General features: G+C 70.5%; 14 protein-coding genes. 3 read left to right on the top strand and 11 right to left on the bottom strand.

Annotation, left to right across the window (positions count from 1 at the left end; genetic code table 11):
* Positions 1 to 28: 28 nt before the first annotated feature.
* A complete protein-coding gene (locus ACWHMB_RS12205; protein WP_293220843.1) occupies positions 29 to 994 on the top strand; it encodes a tripartite tricarboxylate transporter substrate-binding protein in 966 nt (321 codons plus the stop codon).
* Positions 995 to 998: 4 nt separating this feature from the next.
* Here the strand turns inward: ACWHMB_RS12205 and ACWHMB_RS12200 are convergent, their stop codons facing one another.
* Positions 999 to 1694: a hypothetical protein gene (locus tag ACWHMB_RS12200; protein WP_293220840.1), complete on the bottom strand. Its 696-nt coding sequence runs from the start codon at positions 1692 to 1694 to the stop codon at positions 999 to 1001.
* 57 nt (positions 1695 to 1751) lie between these two features.
* Between ACWHMB_RS12200 and ACWHMB_RS12195 the strand changes: the two genes are divergently transcribed.
* The gene (locus ACWHMB_RS12195) at positions 1752 to 4169 is read left to right on the top strand and encodes a UvrD-helicase domain-containing protein (RefSeq protein WP_447648544.1); all 2418 of its coding nucleotides are present in this window, start codon (positions 1752 to 1754) and stop codon (positions 4167 to 4169) included.
* Positions 4170 to 4178: 9 nt separating this feature from the next.
* Here ACWHMB_RS12195 and ACWHMB_RS12190 read toward each other — a convergent pair whose 3' ends face one another.
* From ACWHMB_RS12190 to ACWHMB_RS12175, 4 genes are read right to left on the bottom strand one after another with little or no spacing between them, the layout of a single operon-like run.
* Complete coding sequence (locus tag ACWHMB_RS12190) at positions 4179 to 5249, bottom strand: PLP-dependent cysteine synthase family protein (protein WP_377478532.1); 1071 nt, start codon at positions 5247 to 5249, stop codon at positions 4179 to 4181.
* Positions 5246 to 6052, bottom strand: a complete 807-nt coding sequence (locus ACWHMB_RS12185; protein ID WP_377478530.1) for a BPSS1780 family membrane protein — start codon at positions 6050 to 6052, stop codon at positions 5246 to 5248. Before ACWHMB_RS12185 ends, ACWHMB_RS12190 begins: the two co-directional genes overlap by 4 nt.
* On the bottom strand, positions 6049 to 7038 hold the full coding sequence (locus tag ACWHMB_RS12180) for a homoserine kinase (RefSeq protein ID WP_377478528.1): 990 nt from the start codon (positions 7036 to 7038) through the stop codon (positions 6049 to 6051). Before ACWHMB_RS12180 ends, ACWHMB_RS12185 begins: the two co-directional genes overlap by 4 nt.
* An 8-nt stretch (positions 7039 to 7046) precedes the next feature.
* Complete coding sequence (locus ACWHMB_RS12175; RefSeq protein ID WP_377478526.1) at positions 7047 to 7397, bottom strand: hypothetical protein; 351 nt, start codon at positions 7395 to 7397, stop codon at positions 7047 to 7049.
* A 58-nt stretch (positions 7398 to 7455) separates the two neighbouring features.
* Here ACWHMB_RS12175 and polA point away from each other — a divergent pair, with 58 nt between their 5' ends.
* Entirely contained in the window at positions 7456 to 10263 is a 2808-nt protein-coding gene (gene polA / locus ACWHMB_RS12170; RefSeq protein WP_447648543.1) for a DNA polymerase I, read from the top strand.
* Here polA and ACWHMB_RS12165 read toward each other — a convergent pair whose 3' ends face one another.
* From ACWHMB_RS12165 to ACWHMB_RS12140, 6 genes are all read right to left on the bottom strand, one after another.
* Positions 10264 to 10647: a monovalent cation/H(+) antiporter subunit G gene (locus ACWHMB_RS12165; RefSeq protein WP_377478522.1), complete on the bottom strand. Its 384-nt coding sequence runs from the start codon at positions 10645 to 10647 to the stop codon at positions 10264 to 10266. It lies immediately after the preceding gene.
* A 216-nt stretch (positions 10648 to 10863) separates the two neighbouring features.
* Positions 10864 to 11142: a K+/H+ antiporter subunit F gene (locus tag ACWHMB_RS12160; protein ID WP_377478520.1), complete on the bottom strand. Its 279-nt coding sequence runs from the start codon at positions 11140 to 11142 to the stop codon at positions 10864 to 10866.
* Positions 11139 to 11633, bottom strand: coding sequence for a Na+/H+ antiporter subunit E (locus ACWHMB_RS12155; protein ID WP_377478518.1), 495 nt, complete (start codon positions 11631 to 11633; stop codon positions 11139 to 11141). The genes ACWHMB_RS12160 and ACWHMB_RS12155 overlap by 4 nt, the downstream gene beginning before the upstream one ends.
* The gene (locus ACWHMB_RS12150) at positions 11630 to 13333 is read right to left on the bottom strand and encodes a monovalent cation/H+ antiporter subunit D (protein WP_367118994.1); all 1704 of its coding nucleotides are present in this window, start codon (positions 13331 to 13333) and stop codon (positions 11630 to 11632) included. Before ACWHMB_RS12150 ends, ACWHMB_RS12155 begins: the two co-directional genes overlap by 4 nt.
* The gene (locus tag ACWHMB_RS12145; protein WP_293220810.1) at positions 13330 to 13692 is read right to left on the bottom strand and encodes a Na+/H+ antiporter subunit C; all 363 of its coding nucleotides are present in this window, start codon (positions 13690 to 13692) and stop codon (positions 13330 to 13332) included. The genes ACWHMB_RS12150 and ACWHMB_RS12145 overlap by 4 nt, the downstream gene beginning before the upstream one ends.
* Positions 13692 to 16610 (bottom strand): monovalent cation/H+ antiporter subunit A, encoded by a 2919-nt coding sequence (locus tag ACWHMB_RS12140; protein ID WP_377478514.1) that lies wholly within the window; start codon positions 16608 to 16610, stop codon positions 13692 to 13694. Before ACWHMB_RS12140 ends, ACWHMB_RS12145 begins: the two co-directional genes overlap by 1 nt.
* Positions 16611 to 16662 lie beyond the last annotated feature (52 nt).

Here is a 16662-nt window from a genome sequence, read left to right as displayed (position 1 = left end):
CTGCAAGGCCATCCACCAAGGAAGAGACATGAGCATCCCCTTCAATCGCCGCCTGCTGCTGGGCCTGGGCGCCGCCGCGCTGGCCAGCGGCGTCTTCGCGCAGGGCGCGTCCAACACCCCCGTCAAGCTGCTGGTGGGCTTTCCGCCGGGCGGCAGCATCGACCTGACGGCCCGCCTGGTGTCCGAAAAACTGGCGGCCGCCCTGGGCACCACCGTGATCGTCGAGAACCGCGCCGGCGCCGGCGGACGGCTGGCCGCGGCGGTACTCAAGAGCGCGCCGCCCGACGGGCGCACCATCATGCTGGCGCCGTCGGCGCCGATCGTCATCGCGCCCTACACCTTCCGCAAGCTCAACTACGATCCCAAGACCGACTTCGCCCCGGTGGCCAAGCTGGTCAACCTGCCGCTGGCCATTGCGGTGGGCGGCGACAGCCCGATCAAGACGCTGGCCGACCTGACGGCTTGGTACAAGGCCCATCCCAGGCAGGCGGCCTTCGGCACCTCGGCCGCGGGCAGCCAGCTGCACTTTCTGGGGCTGATGTACGGCCAGGCCATCCACATGGAGCTGACGCACGTGGCCTACCAGGGCGGCGCGCCGCTCGTGACCGACCTGATCGGCGGCCAGATCCCGGCCGGCGTCGACCAGTTTCCGCTGGAGTTCTACAAGAGCGGCAAGATTCGCCTGCTGGCCACCTCGTCGCCCGAGCGCTCGCCCCTGCTGCCCGACGTGCCCACCTTCAAGGAGCAGGGCGTGAACGTCGAGGGCCAGGCCTGGGTCGGCGCCTTCGTGCCAGCCAGGACGCCCGAGGCGCTGGTGCAAAAGATCGGCGCCGCCCTGATCGATGCCGTCAATCAGGGCGACATCAAAGCCCGGCTGGCGGCCGCCGGCATGGAGTCGGCGGGCCTGCCCGCCTCCGAGTTCGCGGCCGAACTGGCCAAGGACAACACGCGCTGGCAGAAGGTGGTCGAGGTGTCGGGTTTTCGCGCCGACTGAAGGCTTAACGCTGGCCGGCGTCGTCGCAGCTCGACTCGGCCGCCGCCAGCACGTGGCCTTGCGCGTCGCTCACCCAGCCCAGCAACTGCAGCCGGCTCGCCTGCGCACCGGCGGGCACGTTCATCGGGCGCCATAGCTGGCCCATGTCCTCGGTGTTGTGCGCCGCGATGGTGTCGCTCAGCAGGTTGCGCATCAGCACGCGCGGCACGGGCGAGCCCTCGGTGCCGGCGGGCAGCAGCTCGACCAGCGCCAGCCAGCCGGTGAGCGGCGGCTTGAGCGGCGCGCGACTGTCGAAGGTGAGCGAAGCGCCCACGTAGCCGTCGAACACCGGCCCGCGCGAGACGCGCACGTGATGCGGCCCGCCCTGTACCGTGCTGGATCGCTCGGCGCGCCGTTCGGGCACCGGCAGATGCAGGGCGGCCAGCCGCTGCAGGGCCTCGCGCCGGGCCACGGCCGACAGCGGGGCATCGTCGCCCAAGTGGCCCGGAATCACCCAGTCCAGCACCCCGGTGCCCGGCGGCGGCGTGGGCGTGGCCTCGCGCCAGCAGGGCGCGCAGTCGGCGTTGATGAAGCGCTCGTGCAGCGCGCGCGGCGCCGGGCGGCCGTCGCTGGTGCACAGCGCGGACTCTTGTGCCCAGGCCGTCAGCGCGGGCAGCAGGGCCGCACAGGCGGCGAGGCGTCGAACCAGGGTGGGTGGCATGGGCTTGCGGGCGGCGGCGCGGAGGCCCCCGTTATAGGCGCTTTCTACAATTGGCGCATGTTGTCGAACCCTGAACGCGCGCGCGTCGGCGCGCATCCGGCGCCCGCCGCGGACTCGCCCCTGCTGGCCGGCCTGAACGCCGAGCAGCGCGCCGCCGTCACCCTGCCGCCCGAACACGCGCTGATCCTGGCGGGCGCCGGCTCGGGCAAGACGCGCGTGCTGACCACGCGCATCGCCTGGCTGCTGCAGACCGGGCAGGTGTCGCCCGGCGGCGTGCTGGCCGTCACCTTCACCAACAAGGCGGCCAAGGAGATGCTGACGCGCCTGACCAGCATGCTGCCGCTGAACGTGCGCGGCATGTGGATCGGCACCTTCCACGGCCTGTGCAACCGCTTCTTGCGCGCGCACCACCAGCTGGCCGGGCTGCCGCAGGCGTTCCAGATCCTGGACACGCAGGACCAGCTGTCGGCCATCAAGCGCCTGTGCAAGCAGCATCAGGTCGATGAAGAGCGCTATCCGCCGCGCCAGCTGCAGTGGTTCATCGCCGGTTGCAAGGAGGACGGCCTGCGCCCCGCCGACGTGCCCGCCAGCGACAGCCAGGCGCGCCGCAAGGTGGAGATCTACCAGCTGTACGAGGACCAGTGCCAGCGCGAGGGCGTGGTCGACTTCGGCGAGCTGATGCTGCGCAGCTACGAGCTGCTGCGCGACCACGACGCCGTGCGCGCGCACTATCGCCGGCGCTTTCGCCACATCCTGATCGACGAGTTTCAGGACACCAACCGCCTGCAGTACGCATGGATCAAGCTGATCGCCGGCCTGCCGGCCGAGCAGAGCGAGCAAGCCGGTGGCGGCGCCATTTTGGCGGTGGGCGACGACGACCAGAGCATCTACGCCTTTCGCGGTGCGCGCGTGGGCAACATGGCCGACTTCGTGCGCGAGTACCACGTGCAGCACCAGATCAAGCTGGAGCAAAACTACCGCAGCCACAGCAACATCCTGGATGCCGCCAACGCGCTCATCAGCCACAACCAGGGGCGCCTGGGCAAGAACCTGCGCACCGATGCCGGCGCCGGCGAGCCGGTGCGCGTGTATGAGGCGCCGACCGACTTCGCCGAAGCCGAGTGGGTGGTCGACGAGCTGAAGCAACTGGTGCGCGAGGGCATGGCGCGGCGCGAGATCGCCGTGCTCTACCGCAGCAACGCGCAGAGCCGGGTCATCGAGACGCAGCTGTTCAACGCCGGCGTGCCCTACCGCGTGTATGGCGGCCTGCGCTTTTTCGAGCGCGCCGAGATCAAGCACGCGCTGGCCTACCTGCGTCTGCTGGAGAACCCGCGCGACGACACCAGCTTTCTGCGTGTGGTCAACTTTCCGCCGCGCGGCATCGGCGCGCGTACGCTGGAGGCGCTGCAGGACGCGGCGCGCGGCCTGGGCACCTCGCTGCACGACGCCGTGAGCACCGTGCCCGGCAAGGCGGGCGCCAATCTGGCCGCCTTCATCGCCAGGCTGGACGTGCTGCGCGAGCAGACCGCCGGCCACACGCTGCGCGAGATCATCGAGCAGATGCTGGAGGCCAGCGGCCTGATCGAGCACTACCGCGGCGAGAAGGAAGGGCAGGATCGCATCGAGAACCTGCAGGAACTCGTCAACGCCGCCGAGAGCTTCGTGATGCAGGAAGGCTTCGGGCGCGATGCGGTGGCGCTGCCGGTGGACGAGCAGGGCGCCGTGCCCTCGCAAAGCCCGGCCAGCCAGGGGCTCGATCCGGATGCGCCGATGCTGGACGAGCCCTTGCCATCGGCGCCTGCGGTGGTCGACGCCAACACGGGCGAAACCCTGAGCCCGCTGGCCGCCTTTCTGACCCACGCGGCGCTGGAGGCGGGCGACAACCAGGCCCAGGCCGGGCAGGACGCGGTGCAGCTGATGACCGTGCACGCCAGCAAGGGCCTGGAGTTCGACGCCGTGTTCATCACCGGCCTGGAAGAAGGCCTGTTTCCGCACGAGAACGCGCTCAGCGACGCCGGCGGCCTGGAGGAAGAGCGGCGCCTGATGTATGTGGCCATCACGCGCGCGCGCCAGCGCCTGTACCTCAGCCACGCGCAGACGCGCCTGCTGCATGGGCAGACGCGCTACAACCTGCGCAGCCGCTTTCTGGACGAGTTGCCCGAGGACGTGCTCAAGTGGCTCACGCCGCAGCGCGGCGGCTTTGCCTCGATTGCTCCTCAACCGATAGCTGCTCGCGCAGACTGGGCGGGCGCCAGAGGCTCATTTGGTTCAAATTTCTCGGCACCCCAACCCAGCCCCGCCAGCACCGGCCACGCCATCCGCGCCGGCCAGCAGGTGTTCCACGTCAAGTTCGGCGAAGGCCGCGTGCTGGCCGTCGAGGGCGCCGGCGACGACGCACGTGCGCAGGTCGACTTTCCGCGCCACGGCGTCAAGTGGCTGGCGCTGGCGATCGCCAAGCTGACGGTGGTGGAGTAGGGCGGCGCGTCAGGCCGGCGACCACACGCCGCTGGCGCAGGTCGCTTGCAGTCGCTCCCGCCAGGGGCCGATGTCCTGCCCCTGCGCGCGCAGCCAGTCGTCGCTGTAGTAGGTGTCCAGGTAGCGCTCGCCGCCGTCGCAGGCCAAGGTGACGATGGCGCCGGCCTCGCCGCGCTGGCGCATCTCGCAGGCCAGCTGCAGCGCGCCGCAGAAATCGGTGCCGGTGGAGCCGCCGAAGCGCCGGCCGACCAGGCGCTCCAGCACGCGCAGCGCGGCGTAGCTGGCGGCGTCGGGCACGCGCAGCATGCGGTCGATCACGCCGGGCACGAAGGAGGGCTCGACGCGCGGGCGGCCGATGCCCTCGACCCGCGAGGGCACGTTGCTGGTCACGCCGGGGCTGGAGCGGTCGTCGTAGTAGTCCTTGAACACCGAGTGCTCGGGGTCGACCACGCACAGCCGCGTGGCGTGGCCCTGGTAGCGCAGGTAGCGGCCGATGGTGGCCGAGGTGCCGCCGGTGCCGGCGCCGACCACGATCCAGCGCGGCACCGGGTGCGGCTCGGCGCGCATCTGGTGAAAGATGGACTCGGCGATGTTGTTGTTGCCACGCCAGTCGGTGGCGCGCTCGGCATAGGTGAACTGGTCCATGTAGTGGCCCTTGCACGCGCGCGCCAGGCGCTCGGCCTCGGCATAGACCTCGTCGCCGCGCTCGACGAAGTGGCTGCGCCCGCCGTAGAAGGCGATCTGCGCCACCTTGGCGGCCGAGGTGCTGCGCGGCATCACGGCCACGAAGGGCAGGCCCAGCAGGCGCGCGAAGTAGGCCTCGGACACGGCGGTGCTGCCCGAGGACGATTCGATGATCGTCGTGCCCTCGTCGATCCAGCCGTTGCACAGCGCGTACAAGAACAGCGAGCGCGCCAGCCGGTGCTTGAGGCTGCCGGTGGGGTGCGTGGATTCGTCCTTCAGGTAGATCTGCACCCCGCCCAGCGCGGGCAGCTCGATCGGAAACAGGTGCGTGTCGGCCGAGCGCTGCACGTCGCGCTCGATGCGGCGCACGGCTTCGACGGTCCAGGCTGTCGTCATGTGGTGGGGGTGTCGATCAGCGCGTCGTCGTCGGGCTGAAAGCTGCCGAGGAAGGTGAACCACAGCGAGCTGAAGAACATGGCGGCCAGCAGCACCGAGAGCGGAAACATCGCCATGGTCGCCAGGCCGATGTCGCTGCTCGAGGTGGTCATCAGCAGCACCAGCATCATCAGCAGGCCCACGCCCAGCGACAGCGCCGTCCACAGCAGGCCATAGACCAAAAAGGCGCGCGCGTTGCGCAGCACCGCCACCACGCTGAAGAACAGGCTCTTGGCCGGCGTCACGCCGTACCAGTGCACCAGCGCCGGCGCATACCAGAAGGCCAGCGACACCGGCAGGTACAGCAGGGTCGCGACCCACAGCGCGGTCAGAAAGCGCGGGTCTTCCATGCGCTCGGCCGACAGGCCGCCACCGCCGCCCACGTACATCTGGGCGAACTGGCCGCCGTCGATCAGCGCCGACACGCCCACCACGCACAGCACGGCCAGCGCGTAGAAGGCGCCCACCCACAGCATGGCGCGCGCGTGCGCCTTGCCCTTGTGAAAGGCCACGAACAGGATGCCCGGCAGCGGAAAGCGCCCGGCGTCGGCCGCGCGCGTGGCGTCCATCAGCCCCACCGTGAAGGCCGGCACCAGCACCAGCGCGACGATGCCGCCGATGACCGGCACGATGGCCACCAGCGACAGCGCGGCCATGAACATGAAGAACAGGCCGGTGAGTGCGATGGGGCGCCGGAAAAACGTGCGGATGCCCGCGCGCACCCACTGGGCACCGGCGGCGGCGGGGACGACGTTGAGCTTCATGGCAAGGCCAGCGGCGCGGCCACGCGCTGGCGCAGCACGCGCTCGAAGTGGCGCGGGTCGTGCGGCGTCAGCAGGCTGGCGCTGCGCGGCAGGTAAAAGTCCCACAGCCGCGAGATCCAGAAGCGCAGCGCGCCGGCACGCAGCATGGCCGGCAGCAGGCGCCGCTCGGCGTCGGTCAGCGGGCGCACGGCCTGATAGGCGTCCAGCAGGGCGCGGGTGCGCGGCGCGTCGGTGGCGCCGGTTGGCAGGTCGACCGCCCAGTCGTTCAGCGTGACGGCGAGGTCGAACAGCCAGCTGTCGACGCCGGCGAAGTAGAAGTCGAAAAAGCCCGTCAGCTCGGGTTGCTCGGGCGTGCCGGCAAACATCACGTTGTCGCGAAACAGGTCGGCGTGCACGGCGCCGCGCGGCAGTGCGGCATAGGCGCTGCCGGCGGCCACGTGGTTCTGGTAGGCCAGCTCGGCGCGCAGCAGCGCGGCCTGGGATTCATCCAGGTGGGGCAGCACGGCGGGCGCGGTCTCGTTCCACCAGGCCAGGCCACGCAGGTTGGGCTGGCGCCGGTCAAAGGAGCGCGAGGCCAGATGGGCGCGCGCCAGCATGTCGCCCACGGCGGCGCAGTGCGCGCGGCCGGGGTTCAGCTCGCTCTTGCCGCGCAGGCGGTTGACCAGCGCCGCGGGCTTGCCGCATACCGTGTGCAGGATGTCGTCCTCGCCCGCCGGGATGCGCGCGCCCTCGGGCTTGGCCTGCGGCTCGGGCACCGGCACGCCGTGCTGCGCCAGGTGCTTCATCAGGTGCAGGTAAAAGGGCAGCTGCGCGTGGGTCAGGCGCTCGAACAGTGTCAGCACCCACTCGCCGGCGCTGCTGGTGACGAAGTAGTTGGTGTTCTCGATGCCGCCCTCGATGCCGCGCAGGGCCTGCAGCTCACCCAGGCCCAGTGCCTGCAGCAGCGCGCCGGCCTCGCGTTCGGAGACTTCGGTGTAGACAGCCATGCGGCGCGTCAGAAGCTGAGCACGTTCCAGGTGCGCCGGCCGGCGCCGTCGCGGCCATCGGGGTGGCTCGGGTTGGCGGGCTGCACGTTGTAGGGCGGCACGTCGGCCTTGGGGGTCACCGTGATGGACTGCGTCTGGCCGCCCACGCGCAACTCGTCGATGCGGTTGCCGGCATCTTCCACTTCGATGCGCTCGATGCGCTGCGAGGCGCCGTCGCGCGTGCTCTGCTCGCGCACCACCGGCGCATTGGCGCCCGCCTGGGGGGCGGCAGCCGGCGCGGGCGCCTGCGCGCTGGCCACGGCGCCGATGCCTAGGCACAGCGCCGCCACAACGGCCCGAAAAACAAGGTTTGAACGCATGGATCGATTGTAGTTGCGATGGTGCAAACCTGCCTTGGCGCGCGTGCACAATTTGGCCATGACCGACACCCCCACCACGCCCGCCGGCGCGCGCCCCCAGTTGCTGCTGGTCGATGGCTCCAGCTACCTGTACCGGGCGTTTCACGCCATGCCCGATTTGCGGGTCGATCCGGCCGACCCGCACAGCGCGCCCACCGGCGCCATCCGCGGCATGATCAACATGCTGGGCGTGCTGCGCAAGGACTATCCCGACGCCGCCTACGCCGCCTGCGTGTTCGACGCGCCGGGCAAGACCTTCCGCGACGAGCTGTATCCCGACTACAAGGCCAACCGCGCGTCCATGCCGGATGACCTGCGCAGCCAGATCGCGCCGATCCACGAGGTGGTCGCCCTGCTGGGCTGGACGGTGCTGGCGGTGCCGGGGGTGGAGGCCGACGACGTCATCGGCACGCTGGCGCACACGGCGGCCGGGCAGGGCCTGCAGGTGCTGATCTCCAGCGGCGACAAGGACCTGGCCCAGCTCGTCAACGAGCGCATCGCCATCATCGACACCATGAGCGGCAAGCGGCGCGACCTGGCCGGCGTGCAGGCCGAGTTCGGCGTGAGCGCCGCGCAGATGCTGGACTACCAGACGCTGGTGGGCGACGCCATCGACAACGTGCCCGGCGTCGACAAGGTGGGCCCCAAAACCGCCGCCAAGTGGCTGGCCGAATACGGCTCGCTGGAGGGCATCGTGGCGCACGCGGGCGACATCAAGGGCGCCGCCGGCCAGAACCTGCGCGACAAGCTGGCCTGGCTGCCCACCGGGCGCGAGCTGCTGAAGATCCGCACCGACTGCGACCTGGACGGCTATGTCGAAAGCCTGCCTGCTCTTGATTCAATAGCTGTTCGCGCACAACAGACGGGCGATTTGGCCGCTTTCTATGAAAAATTCGGCTTCAAGACGCTGATCAAGGCGCTGACGGCCGCCAACGGCTCCAGGCCCGCCGCCAAGCCTGCCACTGCGGCCGCCAGGCCCGCCGCCGACCTGTTCGCCGATGCGCCGGCCGCCTCGCAGGCCGGCGCCGAGCGGGTCTACGAAACCCTCCTCGACTGGCCCGCCTTCGAGCGCTGGCTGGCCAGGATCGAAGCCGCCGATCTGACCGCGCTGGACACCGAGACCACCTCCATCGACGAGATGCAGGCGCGCATCGTCGGCCTCTCCTTCAGCGTGGTGCCGGGCCAAGCGGCCTACATCCCGCTGGCGCACACCGGGCCGGATGCGCCGGTGCAGCTGCCGCTGGCCGAGGTGCTGGCGCGGCTGAAGCCCTGGCTGGAGAACTCGGAAAAGAAAAAGCTCGGCCAGCACATCAAGTACGACCGCCACGTGCTGGCCAACCACGGCATCGAGGTGGCCGGCTACGCGCACGACACCATGCTGCAAAGCTACGTGCTGGAGGTGCACCGCCCGCACAACCTGGCCAGCCTGGCCGAGCGCCACCTGGGGCGCAGTGGCATCAATTACGAAGACCTGTGCGGCAAGGGCGCGCACCAGATTCCGTTCGCGCAGGTGCCGGTGGACAAGGCGGCCGAGTATTCGTGCGAGGACTCGGACCAGACGCTGGACGTGCACCGCGTGCTGTGGCCGCGCCTGCAGCAGAATGCGCGCCTGCGCGCCATCTACGAGCTGGAGGTGCAGTGCAGCGAGGTGCTTTATCGCATCGAGCGCCACGGCGTGCTGATCGACGCCAGCCTGCTGAAAAAGCAGAGCCACGAGCTGGGCGAGCGCATCGTGGCGCTGGAGGCCGAGGCGCACCAGCTGGCGGGCCAGCCCTTCAACCTGGGCAGCCCCAAGCAGATCGGCGAGATCTTCTTTGACAAGCTGGGCCTGCCGGTCATCAAGAAAACCGCCACCGGCAAGCCCAGCACCGACGAGGAGGTGCTGGAAAAGCTGGCCGAGGACTATCCGCTGCCCGCGCGCATCCTGGAGCACCGCGGCTTGTCCAAGCTCAAGGGCACCTACACCGACAAGCTGCCGCAGCTGGTCGATGGCGCGGGGCGCGTGCACACCCACTTCGCGCAGGCCGTGGCGGTGACCGGGCGCCTGGCCAGCAACGACCCCAACCTGCAGAACATTCCCGTGCGCACGGCCGAGGGCCGGCGCATCCGCGAGGCCTTCATCGCGCCGCCCGGCCACCTCATCCTGAGCTGCGACTACAGCCAGATCGAATTGCGCATCATGGCCCACCTGTCGGACGACGAAGCCCTGCTCAAGGCCTTTCACGACGGGCTGGACGTGCACCGCGCCACCGCCAGCGAGGTGTTCGGCGTGCCGGTGGACCAGGTCAGCCCCGAGCAGCGCCGCTACGCCAAGGTCATCAACTTCGGCCTGATCTACGGCATGAGCAGCTTCGGCCTGGCGCGCAATCTGGGCATCGACAACACCGCGGCGCGCAACTACATCCAGCGCTATTTCGAGCGCTACCCCGGCGTCAAGCGCTACATGGACGAGACGCGCCAGCTGGCCAAGGCCCAGGGCTACGTCGAGACGGTGTTCGGCCGTCGCCTGATGCTGCCCGAGATCAATTCACCCAACGGCCCGCGCCGCCAGGGCGCCGAGCGCGCCGCCATCAACGCGCCCATGCAGGGCACGGCGGCCGACCTGATCAAGAAGGCCATGGTGGCGGTGCAGCAGGCGCTGGACACCGGGCCGCGCGCCAGCCGCATGGTGCTGCAGGTGCACGACGAGCTGGTGCTGGAAGTGCCCACGGCCGAGCTGGACTGGGCCAAGGCCGAGGTGCCGCGCCTGATGGCCGGCGTGGCCCGGCTCAAGGTGCCGCTGCTGGCCGAGGTGGGCGTGGGCGCCAACTGGGAGCAGGCGCACTGATCAGGGCGTGTCGTGCGGCGACTCTGTCGCGTTGATCGGGTGCAGCGGCGGCGGCAGGTTGGCGCCCGAGGGCTTGCGCCGCTCGCGAAACAGCGCCGCGCGGCTGAGGATGACGGTGGTGATCGGCACCGTCATCGACAGCACGATGATGATCAGCCAGGCGCGCAACTGCAGCGTGCCGTCGTGCAGCGACAAAAACAGCATCGACGCCAGCGTGACGCACCACGTGGCGCCCACCAGCACCAGCGCCGGCGGGTGCAGGCGCTTGAAGAAGTCGCGCAGGCTCAGCACGCCCCAGGCGGCGGCCAGCGTCAGCACCGCGCTCAGCAGCAGCAGGCCGCCGGTCAGGATTTGGGCCCAGAGGGGTACGGCTTCCGTTGTCACTCTGGCGGCCTCCGATCGTTGTGGGCGCGCACGAAAGCTCGGGTGGTCGGCCGCCCGATCGAATTCGCTGGCCGATCCCCGCAGGCGGGGCCCCTCGTCCGGACGCTCATTCTGGCGGCCTCCGATCGTTGTGGGCGCGCACGAAAGCTCGGGTGGTCGGCCGCCCGATCGAACTCGCTGGCCGATCCCCGCAAGCGGGGCCCCTCGTCCGGACGCTCATTCGATCACCTCCCCCCGTAGCAAAAACTTCGCCATCGCACTGGAACTGACGAAGCCGAGTAGGGCGATGACCAGGGCGGCCTCGAAATAGACGTGGCTGGCGTAGCGGATGCCCAGCACCAGCGCCGACAGCGTGCCGATGCCGTACAGCAGGTCGAGCGCCAGCACGCGGTCCTGCGCCGTCGGGCCGCGCAGCACGCGCACCAGCAGCAGCAGGCTGGCCAGGCCGTAGCTGCCCAGCGTGATGGCGATGGCGACGGACAAAAAGGTGCTCATGACTCGAAGATCTCCCGCAGCGGCTGCTCGTAGCGCTGCTTGTAGTGCGCGATGAAGGCGGCCTCGTCCGGCGCGTCCCACACGTGCAGCAGCAGGGCGCTGCTGTCGCGCGCCAGCTCGCACCACACGGTGCCGGGCACCACCGTGGTGATGACGGCCAGCGCCGCCAGCGCGCTGGGGTCGCGCAGGTCCAGCGGGATGCGCACGAAGCGCGCGTGCGTGGGCTGGCCCGGCCGGGTGAGCAGGGTGCGCAGCACCAGCCAGTTGGATTCGAGCACGTCCAGGCCGACCACGCCGATCAGGCGCAGCACCGTCAAAGGGTGGCGGATGCGCGGGCGTGCCGGGCGCAGCGGCGCCAGCAGCGCCGGCACGACCAGGCCCAGCAGCACGGCCAGCAGCACGTCGCCCACGGCCAGCGAGGCGTTCAGCACCAGCCACATCGCCATCAGCGCGGCGCTCATCAGCGGGGCCGGAAACAGCCGCTTCATCATCGCCGCAGCCCCTTCTCGCCATTGGCCACGGGCGAGGGCACGGGCTGGGCCGCCATCACCGTGCCGATGTAGTGCCGCGGGTCGTGCAGGTCGCGCGCGGTGGCGTTGACGTAGCGCAGCACGTCGTCGGCGCGCCACACCAGCACGCCGATCAGCAGCAGCAGCGCGCCGATGGGCAGCGTCTCGATCAGGCGCAGGCGCGGCACCGGCCGCCCGGTGGGCGACCAGAAATAGCGCGAGCCGGCGCGCGACAGCGCGATGATGGACAGCAGGCCGCTGGCCAGCAGCAGGCCCAGCAGCATCCAGGCCGCCGGCGACACCGGCGCGTTCTGGCCGAAGCCGGCCGGGTTGAGCAGCGCCGACAGCATCACCACCTTGCCGACGAAGCCGGCCATCGGCGGCAGCCCCGCCAGCGTCAGCCCGCAGACGATGAAGGCCAGGCCCATGAAGGCCATCGCCGCCGGAATCGGCAGGCCGATCAGCGCCTGCTCGTCCTCGTCCAGGTTGACGTCGCGCGTGGGCACCAGATTGACCGGGAAGGCAAACGCGTCGTCGGTCTGCAGCTCGCTCAGGACGATGGGCTCCTCCTCCATGTCGCGCGCGCGGTCGATCAGCTCGGACAGCAGGAAGAAGGCGCTCACCGCCAGCGTCGAGCCCAGGATGTAGTACAGCGCGCCGCCCGTCACCGCCGGCTGCCCGAAGCCCAGCGCCGCCAGCAGCGTGCCCGAGGACAGGATGGCGCAAAACGCCACCATGCGCCCCAGGTGCTGGGTGGCCAGGATGCCGACCGCGCCCAGCGCCAGCGTGACCAGGCCGATGTCCACCAGGGCCGGGCCGCCGAACAGGGTGGACACGCCGGCCTCGGGCCCGAACAGCACCGTCCACACCCGCAGCACGGCGTAGGCGCCCAGCTTGGTCAGGATGGCGAACAGCGCCGCCACCGGCGTCGACGCGCTGGCGTAGGTGGAGGGCAGCCAGAAGTTCAGCGGCCAGGCGGCGGCCTTGACCAGAAAGCCCACCGCCAGCACCGCCGCGCCGGCGTGCAGCAGTCCGCGGTCGGTCTCGGCGATGGCCGGCACGATGATGGCCATGTCGGCCAGGTTGAGCGTGCCCGTCACGCCGTACAAAATGGCCACGCCGATCAGGAACAGCGTCGACGCCATCAGGTTCATCGCGATGTAGTGCAGCCCCGAGCGCACGCGCGCCCAGCCCGAGCCGTGCAGCAGCAGCCCGTAGGAGGCGGTCAGCAGGATCTCGAAGAACACGAACAGGTTGAACAGGTCGGCCGTCAGGAACGCCCCGGCCAGCCCCATCAGCTGCAGCTGGAACAGCGGGTGAAAGTGCGCCCCCGCGCGGTCCCAGCGCGCCACCGAATACAGCACCGAGGCCAGGCCCAGCACGCTGGTCAGCAGCAGCATCATGGCCGACAGGCGGTCGACCACCAGCGTGATGCCGTAGGGCACCGGCCAGTTGGAGGGCAGGTAGATGCCCACGGCGTGCGGGCCGTCGCCGTGCTGCACCCACAGCAGCAGCGCAATCGACACCGCCAGCCCCAGCGCGCACGACAGCACGCCCACCAGCGCCTTCAGCGGCCGGCGCGTGTCGCCCAGCAGCAGCATCAGCGCCGCCGTCGCCATGGGCAGCAGGATGGGCGCCACGATCAGGTGCGGCATCAGCTGGGCGATGAAGGGTGTGCTCATCGCCGCTCCTGCGCGTCGGCGTCGGGCTCTTCGCCGTCGACGTGGTCGGTGTCCGACAGGCCCCGCGAGGCCAGCAGTACCACCAGGAACAGCGCCGAGGTGGCAAAGCCGATGACGATCGCCGTCAGCACCAGCGCCTGCGGCAGCGGGTCGGTGTAGTTCTGCAGGTTGGCCGTCACGCCCGCGCGCACGATGGGCTCGCGGTCGATCACCAGGCTGCCCATGGCGAAGATGAACAAATTGACCGCGTACGACAGCAGCGCCAGCCCGATCAGCACCTGAAAGCTCCGCGGGCGCAGCACCAGCCACACGCCCGAGCCGCCCAGCACGCCGATGGCGATCGCCATGATGACTTCCATCAGTCCACCTCCCGCGGCCCGGTGCTGGCCGTGACGGTGCGCACCGGCGCCTTGCGGTGGCTCCGCACCGACTGGTGCGCCAGCGCGGTGAGGATCAGCAAGGTGGCGCCGACCACGGTGGCGAACACCCCGGCGTCGAAGAACAGCGCGCTGGCCAGGTGCACCTCGCCCACCACGGGCAGCGTGAGGTGCGCCGTGTGCGTGGTCAGGAAGGGGTAGCCCCACCACAGCGAGCCCAGGCCGGTGGCCAGCGCCAGCAGCAGCCCGACGGCGATCCAGCGCGTGACCCGCAGCGGCATGTGCGCCTCGACCCAGTACGTGCCGGCGACGATGTACTGCGCCACGAAGGCGATCGACACCACCAGCCCGGCGACAAAGCCGCCGCCCGGCGCGTTGTGCCCGCGCAAGAACAGGTGGATGGCGACCAGCACCATCACCGACATCAGCAGCCGCACCAGCACCGCCGGCACCATCAGGTAGCCCAGCGCGGTGTCCTGCGCGGTGCGCGGGTTGATCAGGTCGCTGACCAGATCGGGCGGCACGGCGCGCTGCTGCGGCGGCAGCTCCACCACCTCGCGCGGCGGGCGAAAGCGGCGCAGCAGCGCATACACCGTGAGCGCCACGATGCCCAGCACCGTGATCTCGCCCAGCGTGTCGAAGCCGCGAAAGTCCACCAGCATGACGTTGACCACGTTGCTGCCACCGCCCTCGGGCAGGGCACGGTCGATGAAGAAGGGCGAAATGCTCTGCGGCGCCGGGCGCGTCATCATGGCGTAGGCCAGCACCGCCATGCCGGTGCCCGCCACGATGGCCAGCAGGCCGTCGCGCCCGCGCCGCGCGCGCACCTTCAGGCCCTCGCGCGGGTTTTGCTCGGGCAGGCGCCGGGGCAGCCAGCGCAGGCCCAGCAAAAAGAGCACGGTGGTGACGACTTCCACCGTCAGCTGGGTCAGCGCCAGGTCGGGCGCCGAGAACCACAAAAAGGTCAGGCTCACGCACAGGCCCACCACGCCCGCCATCACCAGTGCCGCCAGGCGGTGGAACTTGGCCTGCTGCGCCGCGCCCAGCGCGCACAGCCCGCCCATCAGCCACAGCAGGGCGAATTCGAGGTTGGCGGGCACGCGCTCGCGGTGGCCCCAGCTGACGCCGCCGGCCCACAGCGAGGTGGCCGCCGCCAGCACGGCCGCCAGCACCAGCAGCAGCATCTGCGGCTGCAGCCGGTAGCTGGTCAGGCGCGCCAGCAGCCAGCGGCAGCCGTGGTCCAGGCCCAGCAGCGTGTACATGAACAGGCGCTCGCCGTCCAGCCAGCGGCCCAGCGGCGCCTGGCGCAGGTGCCCGCGCCGGCGCAGCGCCTGCATTACCGCGTACAGCGCCACGCCGCCCACCAGGGCCACCAGGCTCATGACCAGCGGCTTGTTCCAGCCGTGCCACAGCGCCAGGCTGTACTCCGGCAGCTCGCCGCCCACCACCGGCTGCGCCGCCAGCGCCAGCGCGCCGCTCACCGACCACTGCGGCACCATGCCCACCAGCAGGCACAGCAGCACCAGCACCTCGATCGGCACGCGCATCCAGCGCACGGGCTCGTGCGGCGTCAGCGGCAGGTCGCGCGCCGGCGGGCCCCAGAACACGCCGGCAAAGCGCAGCGAATACACCACCGCGAACACGCCCGCCAGCGTGGCCGCCGCGGGCAGGCCCCAGTCCAGCCACGCGATGCCGCGCAGCTGCACCGTTTCGGCAAAGAACATTTCCTTGGACAGGAAGCCGTTGACCAGCGGCACGCCCGCCATGGCGGCGCTGGCCACGAAGGTCAGCAGCGCCGTGAAGGGCATGGCCTTGCCCAGCCCCGACAGGCGCCGCAGGTCGCGCGTGCCGGTCTCGTGGTCGATGATGCCGGCGGCCATGAAGGCCGAGGCCTTGAAGGTCGCGTGGTTCATGATGTGGAACACCGCCGCCACCGCCGCCAGCTCGCCGCTCAGGCCCAGCAGCAGGGTGATCAGGCCCAGGTGGCTGATGGTGGAGTAGGCCAGCAGGCCCTTCAGGTCGTTCTGGAACATCGCCGCGCCCGCGCCCACCACCAGCGAGATCAGCCCCGCGCCGCCGACCAGCCAGAACCACTCGGACGTGCCCGCCAGCGCCGGCCACAGCCGCGCCAGCAAAAACACTCCGGCCTTGACCATGGTGGCCGAGTGCAGGTAGGCCGACACCGGCGTGGGCGCGGCCATGGCGCGCGGCAGCCAGAAGTGGAAGGGAAACTGCGCGCTTTTGGTCAGCGCCCCCAGCAGCACCAGCACCAGCATGGTGGGGTACAGCGGGTGGGCGCGGATGCGGCCGCCCTCGGCCAGCACCGCGTCCAGCTCGTAGCTGCCGGCGATGTGGCCCAGCATCAGCACCCCGGCCAGCAGGCACAGGCCGCCGGCGCCGGTCACCGTCAGCGCCATGCGCGCGCCGCGCCGGGCGTCCTTGCGGTGGTGCCAGTAGCCGATCAGCAAAAAGCTGAACAGGCTGGTCAGCTCCCAGAAAAACACGAGCTGCACCAGGTTGCCCGACAGCACGATGCCCAGCATGGCGCCCATGAAGGCCAGGAAGAAGGCGAAAAAGCGTGGCACCGGGTCTTCGCGCGACATGTAGTAGCGCGCGTACACGGCCACCAGCAGGCCGATGCCCGTCACCAGCAGCGCGAACATCCAGGCCAGCCCGTCCATGCGGATCAGCAGGTTGATGCCGGCCGAGGGAATCCAGCGGTACTCCTCGCGCAACACCGTGCCGGCCTGCAGCGTGGGCGTGAGCCACAGCACCCAGACCAGGCCCACCGCCGACACCAGCGCCGCCCAGGTGGCCGCCGCCGTGCGCGCGTGCGTGGGCAGCAGCGCCGCCACCAGGGCGCCGGCAAAGGGCAGCAAGAGCAGAAAAACCAGGTCCATGGGGGCGGTGGTTGCGGGGAAGGCGGACAGCACTCGAATATAACAGCCGACG

It is taken from the genome of Ottowia pentelensis, from assembly GCF_964341695.1.
Note: the sequence above shows the minus strand (reverse complement) of the source record. Positions and strands in the feature narration are given on the sequence as shown.